The 15,112-nt window shown below is 73.0% G+C and carries 13 protein-coding genes; 4 read left to right on the top strand and 9 right to left on the bottom strand.

All coding sequences use genetic code 11. From position 1 onward, the window contains the following. Position 1: 1 nt before the first annotated feature. From ACZ4WV_RS05770 to ACZ4WV_RS05740, 7 genes are all read right to left on the bottom strand, one after another. Positions 2 to 1,216: an alpha/beta hydrolase gene (locus tag ACZ4WV_RS05770; RefSeq protein ID WP_465743159.1), complete on the bottom strand. Its 1,215-nt coding sequence runs from the start codon at positions 1,214 to 1,216 to the stop codon at positions 2 to 4. Positions 1,217 to 1,381: 165 nt separating this feature from the next. Continuing rightward, on the bottom strand, positions 1,382 to 1,747 hold the full coding sequence (locus ACZ4WV_RS05765) for an MmcQ/YjbR family DNA-binding protein (RefSeq protein WP_465743157.1): 366 nt from the start codon (positions 1,745 to 1,747) through the stop codon (positions 1,382 to 1,384). Positions 1,748 to 1,857: 110 nt separating this feature from the next. Then, on the bottom strand, positions 1,858 to 3,087 hold the full coding sequence (locus ACZ4WV_RS05760) for an acyltransferase family protein (protein WP_465743155.1): 1,230 nt from the start codon (positions 3,085 to 3,087) through the stop codon (positions 1,858 to 1,860). A gap of 36 nt (positions 3,088 to 3,123) precedes the next feature. Then, positions 3,124 to 4,248: an alpha/beta hydrolase gene (locus ACZ4WV_RS05755; RefSeq protein ID WP_465743153.1), complete on the bottom strand. Its 1,125-nt coding sequence runs from the start codon at positions 4,246 to 4,248 to the stop codon at positions 3,124 to 3,126. Between the two features lie 119 nt (positions 4,249 to 4,367). After that, entirely contained in the window at positions 4,368 to 5,045 is a 678-nt protein-coding gene (locus ACZ4WV_RS05750; RefSeq protein WP_465743151.1) for a response regulator, read from the bottom strand. Next, positions 5,042 to 6,343: a sensor histidine kinase gene (locus ACZ4WV_RS05745; RefSeq protein ID WP_465743149.1), complete on the bottom strand. Its 1,302-nt coding sequence runs from the start codon at positions 6,341 to 6,343 to the stop codon at positions 5,042 to 5,044. The genes ACZ4WV_RS05750 and ACZ4WV_RS05745 overlap by 4 nt, the downstream gene beginning before the upstream one ends. A 121-nt stretch (positions 6,344 to 6,464) precedes the next feature. Continuing rightward, positions 6,465 to 7,145, bottom strand: a complete 681-nt coding sequence (locus ACZ4WV_RS05740) for a TetR/AcrR family transcriptional regulator (protein WP_465743147.1) — start codon at positions 7,143 to 7,145, stop codon at positions 6,465 to 6,467. Positions 7,146 to 7,370: 225 nt separating this feature from the next. Between ACZ4WV_RS05740 and ACZ4WV_RS05735 the strand changes: the two genes are divergently transcribed. Then, on the top strand, positions 7,371 to 8,975 hold the full coding sequence (locus ACZ4WV_RS05735) for an MFS transporter (protein ID WP_465743145.1): 1,605 nt from the start codon (positions 7,371 to 7,373) through the stop codon (positions 8,973 to 8,975). Between the two features lie 114 nt (positions 8,976 to 9,089). Here ACZ4WV_RS05735 and ACZ4WV_RS05730 read toward each other — a convergent pair whose 3' ends face one another. Beyond that, entirely contained in the window at positions 9,090 to 9,548 is a 459-nt protein-coding gene (locus ACZ4WV_RS05730; protein ID WP_465743143.1) for a nitroreductase/quinone reductase family protein, read from the bottom strand. Between the two features lie 106 nt (positions 9,549 to 9,654). Continuing rightward, positions 9,655 to 12,405: a pyruvate dehydrogenase (acetyl-transferring), homodimeric type gene (gene aceE, locus ACZ4WV_RS05725; RefSeq protein ID WP_465743141.1), complete on the bottom strand. Its 2,751-nt coding sequence runs from the start codon at positions 12,403 to 12,405 to the stop codon at positions 9,655 to 9,657. A gap of 516 nt (positions 12,406 to 12,921) precedes the next feature. Between aceE and ACZ4WV_RS05720 the strand changes: the two genes are divergently transcribed. The 3 genes from ACZ4WV_RS05720 (at position 12,922) to ACZ4WV_RS05710 (ending at position 14,974) form a co-directional block, all read left to right on the top strand. After that, on the top strand, positions 12,922 to 13,362 hold the full coding sequence (locus ACZ4WV_RS05720; RefSeq protein ID WP_465743139.1) for a DUF3052 domain-containing protein: 441 nt from the start codon (positions 12,922 to 12,924) through the stop codon (positions 13,360 to 13,362). Between the two features lie 369 nt (positions 13,363 to 13,731). Further along, positions 13,732 to 14,190, top strand: coding sequence for a peroxiredoxin (locus ACZ4WV_RS05715; protein WP_465743137.1), 459 nt, complete (start codon positions 13,732 to 13,734; stop codon positions 14,188 to 14,190). 208 nt (positions 14,191 to 14,398) lie between these two features. Next, positions 14,399 to 14,974, top strand: a complete 576-nt coding sequence (locus tag ACZ4WV_RS05710; RefSeq protein WP_465743135.1) for a TerD family protein — start codon at positions 14,399 to 14,401, stop codon at positions 14,972 to 14,974. Positions 14,975 to 15,112: the final 138 nt, after the last annotated feature.

The raw sequence follows: 15,112 nt of genomic DNA, 5'->3' as shown, positions 1-15,112 counted from the left end.
TTCAGGACTCGGGCGTGGCCCGTACGACGTCCCGGTAGTCCCCGAGCGAGATCGCCGCGAAGTTGTGCAGGCTCTCGGTGCCGTCGCTGAAGTAGCCGTTGTGGCCGGACGCCCGGGCCGAGGAGATCTGCTCCGCGCCGAAGCCGCCGGCGGTCGGGTCGGCGCCGTGGCCGAGCTTGCCGACCTCCAGGAACGGGACGTTGCCGATCCAGTCGCCGGGGTTGCGGGTGGCCCACACGTGGACGCCGCCGCCCAGCTCGGAGGCGCTCTGCACACCCATGCCAGGGCTGCCGAACACCATCATGTCGGTGATGCCCGAGGTGTCGGACGGCGAGGCGGCCGCGCGCGGGATCTTCGGGGCGGCGGTGCCGCAGACCACCGAGCCGTACGAGTGGCAGAGCAGCGCCGGGGGCGCGTCCGGCCGGGTGGTCTCCTTGAGACCGGCCAGCAGTCGCTCGAGCCGGGGCGCGGCGACGTCGGCGAGTCGGGAGGTGGCGGCGTCCGGGCCGAGGCCGGAGGGGGTGACGTAACCGGTCCAGGCGATCACGGCGGTGCGGGTGGCCGGGGCCTGGCGCCGCTCCTCGGCGTACAGGGCGCGGGCCATGCCGGCCGGGGAGCGCAGCGGCTCGGCGGTCTGGTCGAAGTGGCCGAGGTCGGCGTCCGAGCCCGGGACGAGGACGGAGATCCGCTCGGCGTCGGCGAGGTCGCCCCACACCTCGGTGACCAGGCCGCGACCGCGCGGGTCGAAGGCCAGGATCTGGCGGCCGGGGGCGAGCAGGCGCTCGACGTCGTTGGCGCGGGAGACGGCCAGCGCGTGGGTTTCGGCGTCCAGCCTCTTGTCCGCGGCGCGGGCCCGGGCGGCGTCGCGCTCGTTCGCCAGCGCGATGCGGTTGGCGCGGTAGCGCAGGCCCAGCGGGGCGCCGTCGTAGTTGCCGACGACCAGCGGGTAGGCCTTGACCAGGCGGTCCAGCTCGGTGGGGGCGAGCGAGGCGAAGAAGGCGGCGGCCTCGGCCGGGCTGGTGACGGCCGGGTCGGGCAGGGCGCGCCCGAAGGAGTGGTCCTGGATCCAGGCGGCGCTGCCGGCCGGAGGGGTGGAGATCGCCAGCTGCTCCGAGGAGACCGCGGCCGCGGCCGCCGAGGCGCCGGCGTCGGCGAGCACGGCACAACCCGCGAACGCCCCGATCATTACCCGCTTCCAGCGTCGACGCTTGCGCACCGCACCAACTCCCTTGGGCCCGTCACCGTTTCTCGGGCGGTGCCCGGAGGGTGCGATTGGACTGCTGACTTCCCTGCGCAAGCGTAGAGGTCACAGGTGAGTGACGGATGCGCCTAAACTGTGGGATGGATCACATGAACCGGCGGTGCCCTCCAGGCGTCCGCATCAGGGCGTTCCGACGCCCCGTCCGGAGGGCCGGGCGTCGAATTCGCGCACCAGCCGTCTGGGCGCCGTCCGCCGCCAGGCCTCGGTGACCAGGTCGTGCAGTTCCTCCGGGTCGGCCAGGTCCAGCCGGACGCGCACCCAGCCGTGCCGTCCGACGTACGGGGCGACGGAGAACACCTCGGGCTCGGCGGCGAGCAGTTCGGCCTGGTCCTCCGGGGAGGCCTTGACGGTGACGCTGTCCCCCTCCGACGCGCCCATCGCGAAGATCCGGTGCCGGACCCGCAGGGTCTCGATGCCCCAGGTCGGCTCCTGGGCGGACTCCGGCAGGGCCAGGGCCATCGCGCGGAACTCGTCGAACGTCACCATGACGGCAGGTTAGGTCAGGGCGCCGACAGCGCGCCCCCGGCGCGCGCGTGGCGCACCGGGGGCGCGTAAACCGCTCTGACCGCCGGCGGGGGCGCGGGCCGGGGGCGCGATCACACCACGCCCAGCGCGTAGGCGGCGAAGAGCGCCGCCGCCGTGCCCGCCGCCGCCTTGCCCACCCGGGAGAAGGCCGTCCAGGGGCCGTCGAAGCGCCGGGTGAACCACCCCATCGCCGCCAGGGCGGTGGCGAACAGCGGGAGCAGCGCCAGCCGCGCGACCACCCAGCCGAGCGAGTCCGGCGCCGTGGTCAGCCCCGGGACGGCACCCAGACCGGCCGCGCCGGGCACGGCCACCGCGAGCATCGCGCTCTGGTGCCAGCAGAAGATCGTCATCGCCGAGAGGTTGACCACCACCACCGGCAGCCACAGCAGCGGCCGGCGGGCCAGCAGCCGCCCGAGCCGCTCCCGCAGCAGCACCGCGGCGCCGCACTGCACCGCCGCGAGGGCGAGCACCAGCAGGGACGGCGGGTGCGAGTTGGTCCGCTCGACGCCGGGCACGCCGACCATGCTGGCCGGGTAGTGGAACGCCAGCAGCAGCGCGGCGAACAGCGCCCCGCCGCCGAGCAGCAGCACCCGCGCGGCCGGCCGGGCGAGCCGGCCCCGCGCCCACAGCACGCCCAGCTGGTAGCCGAACAGCCAGCCCGGCAGGATGTTCAGCAGTCCGACCCAGGACGGCACCGCCTCCGCCCACGGCCCGTACCGCAGCAGGTCGACCAGCGCGACCACGGCCACCAGCAGGCCCGCGGACCAGCCGCCGAGCCGCCGGGCGAAGGCCGCGCAGAGCGGGGTGAGCGCGGTCAGCCCCAGGTAGACCCCGATGTACCAGAGCGGCTGTACCACCAGCGTGGCGCCGGTGCGCAGGGTCTGCGCCGGGACGCCGAGCCGGGGCAGCAGCGGGATCAGCAGCGCCCAGACGGCCGTCACCCCCAGCACCGGGCGCAGCAGCCTGACCGTCCGGCCGCGCAGCCAACTCCCGTACGTCTGGCCTTTCTCCCGGGCCCGGTCCAGCGAGCGGACCGAGGAGTGGCCGCCGACCAGGAAGAACACCCCGAGCATCTGGAGCACCCAGCTGACCGGGGCGAAGGAGCCGAGCGAGGAGAGCGGGCTGGCGTTGTGCAGCGCGCCGTCGGGGGAGAGGGTGAGGCCGCCGAGCATCCAGTGGCCGATCGGTACGGAGAGCAGGGCGACGGCGCGCAGCCCGTCCAGGGCGCGGTCGCGGCTCGCGGGAGTCTGCGCGTCGACCTCCTCGGCGGCGCGGCGCAGGGTGGTGAGCGGGTGGGCCATGGCGGTGCTCCTTCCGGTGCGGGGCTTCAACGGGGGTCAGCCGCGCCCGAGGGCGATGGCGGCGTAGGCGGTGAGGGAGGCGGTGCCGGGGGCGAAGTAGCCGGAGTGGCCGTGGGATCCGGTGGCGGGCAGGGGGCGGGCGCCGAAGCCGGGGTCGGTCGGGTCGGCGCCGTGGCCGAGGCCGAGCAGCCGGACGTGGGGCACGTCGCCGATCCAGTCGGAGCCGTTGCGGGCGGTGGCCCAGAGCGGGACGCCCGGGTCGAGGTCGGCGGCGGAGCCGACGCCCATGCCGGGCGAGCCGAGCACCACCAGGCCGGAGGCCTGGGCGGGGCCTGGGCGGGCCAGGCCGCAGACCACCGAGCCGTAGCTGTGGCAGAACACCGTGGGCGGGGCCTGCGGGCGGGTGCTGACGGCGAGTCCGTCGAGCAGTCGGGTCAGCCGGGTGGCGCCGGCCCGGGCGAGGTCCTCGGTGGCGGCGTCCGGGCCGAGGCCGACGGGCGTGGTGTAGCCGGCCCAGGCGATCACGGCGGTCCGCCCGTCGGTGGCTCCGTGCAGGGCGCGGGCCATTCCGGCGGGGGTGCCGTACGGGTCGCCGGCGCGGTCGAAGCTCTGGAGGTCGATGTCCGAGCCGGGGACGACGACGGCGGTGCGGCCGGCGGTGGTGAGGTCGCCGTACACCTCGGCGACCAGGCCGCGGCCGCGCGGGTCGAAGGAGAGGATCTGCCGGCCGCCGTCCAGCAGCGTGCGGTAGCGCTCGGCGCGGGTGCGGGCGGCCCGGTGGTCCTGCGGGGTGAGGGCCGGGTCGGCGGCGCGGGCGAGTTCCCGGCCGCGTTCGGCGGCGAGGGCCAGGGCGTTGGCGCGGTAGCGGAGCGCGACGGGCGCGCCGTCCAGGTTGCCGACCACCAGCGGGTGCCGGGTGGCCAGGGCGTCCTGCTGGGCGGGCGTCAGGGCGCCGAAGAAGGTGGCGATCCGGGCGGGCGTGGTGGTGGCCGGGTCGGGCAGGGGGAGGCCGAGGGCGGTGTCGGCGGTCCAGGCGGCACTGCCGGGCGGCGGGCCGGTGACGGCGGCCTGGGTGTCGGCGGCCCAGCCGCCCGCGCCGAGCACCGCCGCCAGTGCCACCGCGGTGGCGGCGATCGCCCGCCTGACCCGAAACCTGCGCATAGTCCCTGCTCCCTCAGCCGTTCGGCGTTCCGACGGAGAGGAAGGTAGGAATGCGACGGCCCCGCGGACGTCACACCGCGGGGCCAACTCCCGGGTGCTACCCGGGTATCAGGGGGCCGTCACGCTTGACCGGGCGTCACCAGGCCGGACTCGTACGCCAGCACCACCGCCTGGGCGCGGTCGCGCAGGTCGAGCTTGGCGAGGATGCGCCCGATGTGGGTCTTGACGGTCTGCTCGGCGAGCACCAGGTGCCCGGCGATCTCCTGGTTGGACAGGCCTCGGGCGATCAGCTCCAGCACCTCCGTCTCACGCGGGGTCAGGCCGTTGAGCCGCAGCTTGGGGTCGCGGCGCCTGGCCGGGCGGTTGCGGGCGAAGTCCTCGATCAGCCGGCGGGTGACGGAGGGCGCGAGCAGCGCTTCGCCGGCCGCGACCACCCGGACCGCGGCGATCAGGTCGGCGGGCGGGGCGTCCTTGAGCAGGAAGCCGCTGGCCCCGGCGCGCAGCGCCTCGTACACGTAGTCGTCCACGTCGAAGGTGGTCAGCATGAGCACCTTGGGCCGGTGCGCGCCCGGCACGGCCGGGTCGAGCAGTCGGCGGGCAGCCTCCAGGCCGTCCATGACGGGCATCCGGACGTCCATCAGCACCAGGTCCGGGTGAGTGCGTCCGTTGACCTCCAGGGCCTGAGCGCCGTCGGCCGCGTCCCCCACCACGTCGATGTCGCTCTGGGCGCCCAGCAGGGCGGCGAAGCCGGCCCGCACCATGGCCTGGTCGTCGACGATGATCACGCGGATGGTCATGCGGGTGTCTCCAGGGGAAGGTCGAGCGGCAGGACGGCGGCCACCTTGAAGCCGCCGTCCGGCAGCGGGCCGGTGTCCAGCCTGCCACCGACCAGCCGGACGCGTTCGCGCATCCCGACCAGACCCTGCCCGGTGCCCTCGACGGAGGCCTCCAGCGACTCGGTGCGCTGCGGCGGGGGCGCGTTGACCACGGTCAGCCGCAGGTCCGGGCCGTCCGTCGAAAGCGACACCCAGGTCCGCGCGCCGGGGGCGTGCCGGACGACGTTGGCCAGCGCCTCCTGCACGATCCGGTAGACGGACAGGCCCACGGCCTGCGGCACCCGCTCGGCCAGGGCCTCCTCCACGGCCAGTTCGGCGGGTACCCCGGCGCGGCCCACCGTCTCGACCAGCTGGGCGAGTTGGCCCACCCCGGGCTGCGGGGCCTTCTCCGCGGAGGCCTCCTCGCTGCGCAGCACGCCGAGCAGTCGGCGCATCTCGGCCAGCGACTCGCGGGCGGTGCCGGCGATCGTGGTGAACTCCTCGGCGGCGTCGGCCGGTACGCCCTCGATCCGGTACGGAGCGCTGGCGGCCTGGACGGCGATCACCGACATGTGGTGGGCCACCACGTCGTGCAACTCCCGGGCGATCCGGGCGCGTTCCTCCAGCAGGGTGCGCCGATCGCGCTCCACCTCACTGATGTGCGTCTGCTCGGACAGCAGCCGCCGGGCCTCGGCGCGTTCCCGCAGGGCGCCGCCGAGGACCAGGACGGCGCCGGTCAGGGCGATGCCGAGGACGGCGTCGCCCGAGCTGTAGTGGGAGCCCGCACCGACGAGCGAGAGGACCAGCCCGGAGCCGGCGGTGGCCAGCCAGACCGCGACCAGGGTGCGCCTCGGCTCGCGGAGCGAGAGCGGGACCATCAGGAACAGGTAGCCGATGAGGCTGGTAGGGATCCACGGCCAGGGGCCGCCGGAGCCACTGCCGACGGTGAGGACCAGCACGGCGGCCAGCAGGTCGGTGACGCCGATCATCCACCAGGCGGCCAGCGGCCGGCTCACCGCGAGCAGCAGCGGTGCGGTCTGCGCGACGGCGAGGGCGCCGGCGAGGCCCCCGTCCAGCCCGTAGTCGTGGGCCATCACGTTGATGCCGCTCGGCAGCAGCGTGGCGATCGCGGCCACCGCGAGGACGTAGGGGAGGTGGTGGATCCAGGGGCGGGCGGACTGGGCCAGCAGCGGGGTGTGGTCGGCGGACGGCCGGACGAGCGTGCCGAGCAGGGCCCGTGCCGTGCCGGCGGGCCCGGACCGGGGGGACGAGGCGATCATCGGGCCAGCCTAGGGGCGCGGTGGCCGTCCGGCGTCCGACCGGGGACCGGGATCCCCGGTAGTACCCGGGTATGACCCGGCCCGAGCGGCGGCCCGCCCCCCCAGAGGCCGGCCGGGGCGCTCAGGTGTTCCAGTGGCCCGCCAGGGCGGGGCCGAGCTGATCGAAGTGGCGCTCGATCACCGCGACCATGCCCTCGGGGCCGGCCGGCTCCTGCTCGGCGGTCCAGGACAGGTGGGCGGAGCGCACCAGGCTGCCGAAGACGGCGGCCAGCACGACCGGTCGCAGGTCCTCGGCCGGGTCCAGGCCCTCGCGCTCGGCCAGCACCTTGACCACCAGCCGCTCCTGCTCGGTGACCCGCCGCAGGTGGGCGGCGAGCAGCGCGGGGGTGTCCTCGATGATCCGCAGCAGTTCCAGGGCGCTGCTGATCGAGCCGGGGCCGGAGGCGCGGTCGTTGCCGAGGTCCCGCCAAGCCTTGACGATCGAGGCGCGCAGGGCCTGCAGCGGGGTCTCCTCGGCCGGGCGGCGGCGCAGGCACTCGATGAAGTAGTCCTCGGCCTCGGCCATGACGGCGAGCGCGACCTCGTCCTTGTTGGCGAAGTAGCGGAAGAAGGTGCGCTGGGAGACGTCGACGGCGGAGGCGATCTCGTCGACGGTGGTGCGGGCGAAGCCCTGGCTGAGGAAGAGCAGGTGGGCGGCCTGCACCAGGGCGTCCCGGGTCTGCTGCTTCTTGCGCTCCCGCAGTCCGGGCGCCCGTTCCAGGCCTTCGGGGGTGCCGGCGGGACGGGGGGTGTGAGCGGCCATGGCGGGGCCTTCCGGGCGCTGGTGGGGCGGGTGGGAGCACAACCTTAGCCTCCTGACAAATGTCAGTTCAGGTCACTAGTCATCGTTTGCCGATTGTCAGAGGCTGACATAATCTCCCGGGAGTGGCGCTCGTCGGCCGGGCACTCGTGGGGACGGGTGGGCCGTCGCAGCGCCACGACCACGTCCGTCCGATGTCGAACTCCGCTACGCCCCCCGGAGGGCCAGATGAGCCAGTCCGTCGCCAAGAACTCCAGGGCGGAGGCACCGCCGCCGCCGAATCCGCCCACCGGGGGTGTGCTCAAGGGGCACCCCTGGCTGACCCTGCTGACCGTCGCCGTCGGCGTGATGATGGTGGCCCTGGACGGCACGATCGTCGCCATCGCCAACCCGGTGATCCAGGAGAAGCTGAACGCCGCGCCCTCCGACATCCAGTGGGTCACCAGCGGCTACCTGCTGGCGCTGGCGGTCTTCCTGATCACCGCCGGCAAGATCGGCGACCGGTTCGGCCACAAGACCACCTTCCTGGTCGGCGCCGTCGGCTTCGCCGCCACCTCGGCCGCGATCGGCTTCGCCGGCAACATCCAGACCGTGATCGCCTTCCGCGTCCTCCAGGGCCTGTTCGGCGCGCTGCTCCAGCCGGCCGCGCTCGGCCTGCTGCGCGGGGCCTTCCCGACCGAGAAGCTCAACATGGCGATCGGCATCTGGGGCGGGGTGATCGGCGCCTCCACCGCGGCCGGCCCGATCGTCGGCGGCCTGCTCGTCGAGCACGTCAACTGGGAGTCGGTGTTCTTCATCAATGTCCCGGTGGGCTTGGCCGCGGTGCTCCTGGGCCTGTGGATCCTCAAGGACGTCCGGGCCGAGAACGCCGCCAGGTCCTTCGACGTCCCGGGCATCGCCCTGCTCTCGGCCGGGATGTTCGCGCTGGTCTTCGGCATCATCAAGGCCCCCGCGTGGGGCTGGGGCGACGCCAGGACGCTGCTGTTCCTGGGCGGCGCGGTGGTGCTGATGGTGCTCTTCGCGCTGTGGCAGGGCCGGGCCCGGGAACCGCTGATCCCGCTCAGCCTGTTCCGCTCGGTGCCGCTGTCGGCGGGCGTGCTGCTGATGGTGCTGATGGCCTTCGCGTTCTTCGGCGCGATCTTCTTCGTGACCTTCTACCTGCAGAACGTGCACGGGATGAAGCCCGTCGAGGCCGGAGTCCACCTGCTGCCGATGACCGGCATGATGATCGTCGGCTCGCCGCTGGCGGGCCTCGCGATCGGCAAGCTCGGCCCGCGGATCCCGATCACGGCCGGGATGCTGATCACCACCACCGCGATGTTCGGCATGTCCACCCTGGACACCGGCTCGGGCACCGGGGTGATGTCGCTCTGGTTCGTCCTGATGGGCCTCGGCATCAGCCCGGTCATCGTCGGCGCCACCGAGGTCATCGTGGGCAACGCCCCGCTGGAGCTGTCCGGTGTGGCCGGCGGCCTGCAGCAGGCCGCGATGCAGGTCGGCGGCAGCCTCGGCACCGCCGTGCTGGGCGCCCTGATGGCCGCCAAGGTCGGTGACGTGCTGCCCGGCAAGTGGGCCGGGGCCGGCCTGCCACCGGTCGAGGGCCCGCAGGCCGAGGGCCTCAAGCAGGCCGCCCAGCTGGGCATCGCCCCGCCGGCCCCGCCCGGCACCCCGCAGCAGGCGGTGGACGCGATGGCCGGGGCGGTGCACGAGTCCTTCGTCAGCGGCATGTCGCTCGCCTTCGCGGTGGCCGCCGTGGTGGCCTTCGCCGCCGCCGTGCTCGGACTGCTCACCCGCCGCGGCAGCACCGACGCGGGGCCGGCCGTGCACATCTGATCCGATCGCGCGCCACGGCGGCCCCGGACCCACCGGTCCGGGGCCGCCGTCGTGCCGTTCGGACCCGTGCCTTTCGCGTCCGTGCCGTTCGGACCCGCGTCGTTCGGACCCGTTTCAGGCCCGGCTGAGCGCCACCAGCGGGACCGTCCGCGCGTCGGTGCGGAAGCCGGCGAATTGCGGTTGGGCGGCGATCTGGCGGGCCCAGAGCCGCTCGTGCTCGGAGGGGCCGACCGGGGTCGCCACGGCCGGATAGCGTTCGGCGCCGACCTCGACGGTGACCTCGGGGTGGGCGATGAGATTGCGGTACCAGGCCGGGTGCGTGGGGCTGCCGCCGTTGGAGGCGAAGACCACCAGCCGCTCGCCGTCCGGCAGGTAGACCAGCGGAGTGGTGCGCGGCTCCCCGCTGCGGGCGCCGACCACGGTGAGCAGCAGCAGCGGGGTGTCGGCGAACTCGCCGCCGACGGCGCCCCGCCCGGCGCGGAACTCGGCGATCACCCGCCGGTTGAACTCAGCCGCGCCGTCGGCGGGTTCCGGGTGCCGACCGGCGGCCCCGGGGGTCTTCTCGTTCGTCATGCCGCCGAGCGTAGGGCTTCACACCGGTGTGAGGGTCAACCCGCGGCGAACACCGAAGGGGCCGGACTCCGTACGGAGTCCGGCCCCTTCAGGCGTCAGCGGGTGATCAGGCGTCGCCGCCGGCGGCGCCCGGGTCGGCCGCGGCCACGTCCAGCAGCTGGTAGCGGTCGATCGCGTCCTTCAGTGCCGAACGGTCGATCTTGCCCTGCTTGGCGAGCTCGGTGAGCACCGCCAGGACGACCGACTGCGCGTCGATGTGGAAGAAGCGACGGGCCGCGCCACGGGTGTCGGCGAAGCCGAAGCCGTCGGCGCCCAGCGACTGGTACTGGCCCGGCACCCAGCGGGCGATCTGGTCCGGCACCGCACGCATCCAGTCGGACACGGCGACGAACGGGCCCTCGGCGCCCTGGAGCTTGCGGGTCACGTACGGCACGCGCTGCTGCTCCTCGGGGTGCAGCAGGTTGAACTCCTCGGTCTCCACCGCGTCGCGGCGCAGCTCGTTCCAGGAGGTCGCGGACCAGACGTCGGCCTTGACGTTCCACTCCTCGGCGAGGATGCGCTGGGCCTCCAGGGCCCACGGCACCGCCACGCCGGAGGCGAGGATCTGGGCCGGGATCTGGCCGGCGGTGCCCGGCGCGTACCGGTGCAGGCCCTTGAGGATGCCCTCGACGTCCACGTTCTCGGGCTCGGCCGGCATCTTGATCGGCTCGTTGTAGACGGTGAGGTAGTAGAACACGTCCTCGCCGTTCGGGTGCTCGGCGCTGGAGCCGTACATCCGGCGCAGACCGTCCTGGACGATGTGCGCGATCTCGAAGCCGTACGCCGGGTCGTACGCGACGACGCCCGGGTTGGTCGAGGCCAGCAGGTGCGAGTGGCCGTCGGCGTGCTGCAGGCCCTCACCGGTCAGCGTGGTGCGGCCGGCGGTGGCACCGAGCACGAAGCCACGGGCCAGCTGGTCGGCCATCTGCCAGAACTGGTCACCGGTGCGCTGGAACCCGAACATCGAGTAGAAGACGTACACCGGGATCAGCGGCTCGCCGTGGGTCGCGTAGGACGAGCCGGCGGCGATCAGCGAGGCGGTGCAGCCGGCCTCGGAGATGCCGTCGTGCAGCATCTGGCCGTTCGGCGACTCCTTGTAGGCCAGCAGCAGGTCGCGGTCGACCGACTCGTAGGTCTGGCCCAGCGGGTTGTAGATCTTCGCCGACGGGAACAGCGAGTCCATGCCGAAGGTGCGGTACTCGTCCGGCGCGATCGGCACGAAGCGGTTGCCGATGCCCTTGTCCCGCATGAGGTCCTTGAGCAGCCGGACGAACGCCATGGTGGTGGCGATGGTCTGGTTGCCGGACCCCTTCTTGACCGCCTTGTAGGCGTCGTCGCCGGGCAGTTCCAGCTTGCGCGGGCGCACCTTGCGGGTCGGCACGTAGCCGCCGAGCTCCTGCCGGCGGTCGTGCATGTACTGGATCTCCTCCGAGTCGCGGCCCGGGTGGTAGTAGGGCGGGTAGCCCTCCTCGAGCTGCTTGTCGGTGATCGGCAGGTGCAGGCGGTCGCGGAAGCGCTTGAGGTCCTCGACCGTCAGCTTCTTCATCTGGTGGGTGGCGTTGCGGCCCTCGAAGTTGGGGCCCAGCGTCCAGCCCTTGACCGTCTGGGCGAGGATGACCGTCGGCTGGCCCTTGTGCTCGCGGGCCGCCTTGAAGGCCGCGTAGATCTTCTTGTGGTCGTGGCCGCCGCGACCCAGGTGCTGGATCTGCTGGTCGGTCATGTTCTCGACCATGGCGCGCAGGCGCAGGTCGCCGCCGAAGAAGTGCTCGCGGATGTAGTCGCCGGACTCGGTGGCGTAGGTCTGGAACTGGCCGTCCGGGGTGGTGTTCATCTTGTTCACCAGGACGCCGTCGCGGTCCTGCGCGAGCAGCGGGTCCCAGCTGCGGTCCCAGATGAGCTTGATCACGTTCCAGCCGGCACCCCGGAACTGGGACTCCAGCTCCTGGATGATCTTGCCGTTGCCGCGGACCGGGCCGTCGAGGCGCTGCAGGTTGCAGTTGACCACGAAGGTCAGGTTGTCCAGGCCCTCGCGGGCCGCCAGCGACAGCTGGCCGAGCGACTCGGGCTCGTCCATCTCGCCGTCGCCGAGGAAGGCGTACACGTGCGAGTCGGAGGTGTCCTTGATGCCGCGGTGCTCCAGGTAGCGGTTCATCCGCGCCTGGTAGATCGCGCCGAGCGGGCCGAGGCCCATCGAGACGGTCGGGAACTCCCAGAAGTCCGGCATCAGCCGCGGGTGCGGGTAGCTCGACAGGCCGTACGGCGCCTTCGACTTCTCCTGGCGGAACGCGTCGAGCTGCTGCTCGGTGAGCCGGTCCAGCAGGAAGGCGCGGGCGTAGATGCCGGGGGAGGCGTGACCCTGGAAGAAGATCTGGTCGCCGGACTCCCCGTCGGCGTCCTTGCCGCGGAAGAAGTAGTTGAAGCCGACGTCGTAGAGCGACGCGGAGGAGGCGAAGGTGGCGATGTGGCCACCGACACCGATGCCCGGACGCTGCGCCCGGGAGACCATCACGGCCGCGTTCCAGCGGGTCGCGTTGAGGATCTTGCGCTCGATCTCCTCGTTGCCGGGGAAGAACGGCTCGTCCTTGGTCGCGATGGTGTTGACGTAGTCCGTGCTGCGCATCTCGGGCACGGCGACACGCTTCTCGCGGGCGCGCTCGATCAGGCGCAGCATCAGGTAACGGGCACGCTCACGCCCCCGCTCGTCGATGGCCGCATCGAGCGACTCCAGCCATTCCGCGGTCTCCTCGGGATCGAAGTCCGGGACCTGACTCGGAAGGCCGCCAATGATGATCGGGTTGCGATCGGATCCGGAAGCCACGCTGTTCCTTCACTGTCGGTCGAAACTGAGGTGTGTCGCGCCGCCTCCATCGTGCTACCGCGCTCGGAGATCCGTCATCTCTACCGATCGGTAACCGTTCCGCCTGGTTGGCGGGCCGGTCTGGTGGCGCACGGCGCGGGCGTCTTCGTCCGCTCCGTACACCCCGGGTGTTACGAAAAGAGGTGGTCCGACCTGGTGTCCCGTCCGCCCGATGGCGGGCGGCCGGGGTGAGGGCCAACAGGAGACTCTACGCCCGCGCACACGCGGACCCCGAATGCCGTTCGCATCTCGGGCACGCGTACGGCCTGTTGGCCGGGACCACCCGAAGCATCCTTGTCCCACGCAGAGAAGGGCAAATCGGTGTGATTCCCGACACCTCGACCGGCGAGTTCCGCCGGGAGACGTCAACCTTTGGAGGGGATCGGGGGTCGGGTACTTGCGCGAACCGCCGCTCCCGTGTGGACTACGGCCACAGCCTCGGCATGGATGCCGAGCCGAATACTGGAGGTTATTCCCGTGAGCGCGACCGCGGACCCCGCGGACAAGTCCAACCCGGCGACCCGTCTCGGCTTCGAAGAGGGCCAGATCATCCAGGAGCTGGGGTACGACGAAGACACTGACCAGGACCTCCGCGAGGGCATCGAGGAGATCACCGGGACGGATCTCGTCGACGAGGACTACGACGACGTCGCGGACGCCGTCCTGCTGTGGCACCGCGACGATGACGGGGACCTCACCGACTCCCTCGTCGACGCCCTGGAGTACCTGGCCGAGGGCGGTGTGATCTGGCTGCTGGTGCCGAAGACCGGACGCGACGGCCACATCGAGGCCTCCGAGATCGCGGACGCGGCCCGCACCGCCGGCCTCTCGCAGACCAGCTCGATCGCGATCGCCAAGGACTGGGCGGCCACCCGGCTGGCCACCAAGTCGACGGCCAAGCAGCCCAAGCAGCGCTGAACGGGCCCCGGGCCCCGCGCCGGGCCCCGTCGGAGCACTCCTCCGGCGGGGCCCGGCGCTTTTCGCGTGGCCGGGCCGGGCCGGGCTGGGGGCCGGGGTTGGCGGCGGGCTGCCGCGCGGGTGGTCCCGGTTCCGTGCGGCCGGTCCGGCTCCGGGGTCGGGATTCGAAATACGGGATTCGGGATTGGGAGTGTCTGGCTTCGGTTCACCGGTGTTCGCCGAGGGCGAAAGGATTGGGCCGCCCGGCGGAGCGGGGTCATCCGTTCGGCCCAATGCCGGTCAACGGATGCGAGGATGGGCCCTGCCGCGCCCGCCGCGCGGCCCGGCCGCGCCCCGCCCGTGCCGGAGTCGCGTCAGAAAGGTTCGCTCATGGCCGTCCCGGTCGGCACCCCGGCTCCGGACTTCCGGCTCAACAGCCAGCACGGGGAGAGCGTCCGGCTCGCCGACTTCCGGGGCGACAAGCACGTGGTGCTGGTCTTCTACCCGTTCGCCTTCACCGGGGTGTGCACGGGCGAGCTGGGCGCGATCCAGCGGGAGCTGGCCGGGCTGCAGAACGACGAGGTCCAGGTGCTCGGCGTCTCCTGCGACTCGCAGTTCAGCCAGCGCGTCCTGGCCGACCGCGAGGGCCTGGGGTTCCCGCTGCTCGCCGACTTCTGGCCGCACGGCGAGGTCGCCCGGGCCTACGGCGTGCTGGACGAGGAGAAGGGCTGCCCGCTGCGCGGCACCTTCGTGATCGACAAGGCCGGCACGGTGCGCTGGAGCGTCGTCAACGGCCTCCCCGACGCCCGGGACGAGCAGGAGTACCTCAAGGTCCTCGCCACCCTCTGAGACGGCCCCGGCAGGCTCCCGGGCCCGTTCGGATGTGCTGCGGGCCCGTTCGGACGCGCTGGGGCGCCGTTCGCAGGTGCGTGCGGGAACCGGGCACTACGCTCGGGCCGTTGGCGGGGTGGGGCGCGCGTCCGTGTTTCCGTGGTCGGCGCCCCGAACCGCACCACCACGGGGGCACCAGCCGTGCCTCCCGATTCTTGGAGGACAAGTGGGAGTCAGCCTCAGCAAGGGCGGCAACGTCTCGCTCACCAAGGAGGCCCCCGGGCTCCAGGCCGTCGTGGTCGGCCTGGGCTGGGACGTCCGGACCACCACCGGGACGGACTTCGACCTGGACGCCAGCGCCCTGCTCTGCAACGACCAGGGCAAGGTCGCCTCGGACGGCAACTTCGTGTTCTTCAACAACCTGAAGAGCCCGGACGGCTCGGTCGAGCACACCGGCGACAACCGCACCGGTGAGGGCGAGGGCGACGACGAGGCGATCAAGGTCAATCTGGTCGGCGTCCCGGCGGACGTGCAGAAGATCGTCTTCCCGGTGTCGATCTACGACGCGGAGACCCGCGGCCAGAGCTTCGGCCAGGTCCGCAACGCCTTCATCCGCGTGGTGAACCAGGCCGACAACTCGGAGCTGGCCCGCTATGACCTCTCCGAGGACGCCTCCACCGAGACCGCGATGGTCTTCGGCGAGCTGTACCGCAGCGGCGCCGAGTGGAAGTTCCGCGCCATCGGCCAGGGCTACGCCTCCGGCCTGCGCGGCATCGCCCAGGACTTCGGCGTCAACGTCTGAGTCCGCGTCGGCGCCCGGCTGCGTGCGCCGAATTCCCGGGGCGGGGGGGGGGGGGGGGGGGGGGGGGGGGGGGGGGGGGGGGGGGGGGGGGGGGCGTGGGGGGGGGGGGGGGGGGGGGGGGGGGGGGGGGTGGGAAAG

The organism is Kitasatospora sp. NPDC029312, from assembly GCF_055569215.1.
This window is presented reverse-complemented; position numbering and strand designations above follow the sequence as displayed.

What these genes read in the sequence shown, in the direction of transcription:
- ACZ4WV_RS05745 (WP_465743149.1), bottom strand. Translation starts at nt 6,343, where the DNA reads ATGATCGCCTCGTCCCCCCGGTCCGGGCCCGCCGGCACGGCACGGGCC.
- ACZ4WV_RS05765 (WP_465743157.1), bottom strand. Translation starts at nt 1,747, where the DNA reads ATGGTGACGTTCGACGAGTTCCGCGCGATGGCCCTGGCCCTGCCGGAG.
- ACZ4WV_RS05740 (WP_465743147.1), bottom strand. Translation starts at nt 7,145, where the DNA reads ATGGCCGCTCACACCCCCCGTCCCGCCGGCACCCCCGAAGGCCTGGAA.
- ACZ4WV_RS05750 (WP_465743151.1), bottom strand. Translation starts at nt 5,045, where the DNA reads ATGACCATCCGCGTGATCATCGTCGACGACCAGGCCATGGTGCGGGCC.
- ACZ4WV_RS05755 (WP_465743153.1), bottom strand. Translation starts at nt 4,248, where the DNA reads ATGCGCAGGTTTCGGGTCAGGCGGGCGATCGCCGCCACCGCGGTGGCA.
- ACZ4WV_RS05730 (WP_465743143.1), bottom strand. Translation starts at nt 9,548, where the DNA reads ATGACGAACGAGAAGACCCCCGGGGCCGCCGGTCGGCACCCGGAACCC.
- ACZ4WV_RS05715 (WP_465743137.1), top strand. Translation starts at nt 13,732, where the DNA reads ATGGCCGTCCCGGTCGGCACCCCGGCTCCGGACTTCCGGCTCAACAGC.
- ACZ4WV_RS05760 (WP_465743155.1), bottom strand. Translation starts at nt 3,087, where the DNA reads ATGGCCCACCCGCTCACCACCCTGCGCCGCGCCGCCGAGGAGGTCGAC.
- ACZ4WV_RS05735 (WP_465743145.1), top strand. Translation starts at nt 7,371, where the DNA reads ATGAGCCAGTCCGTCGCCAAGAACTCCAGGGCGGAGGCACCGCCGCCG.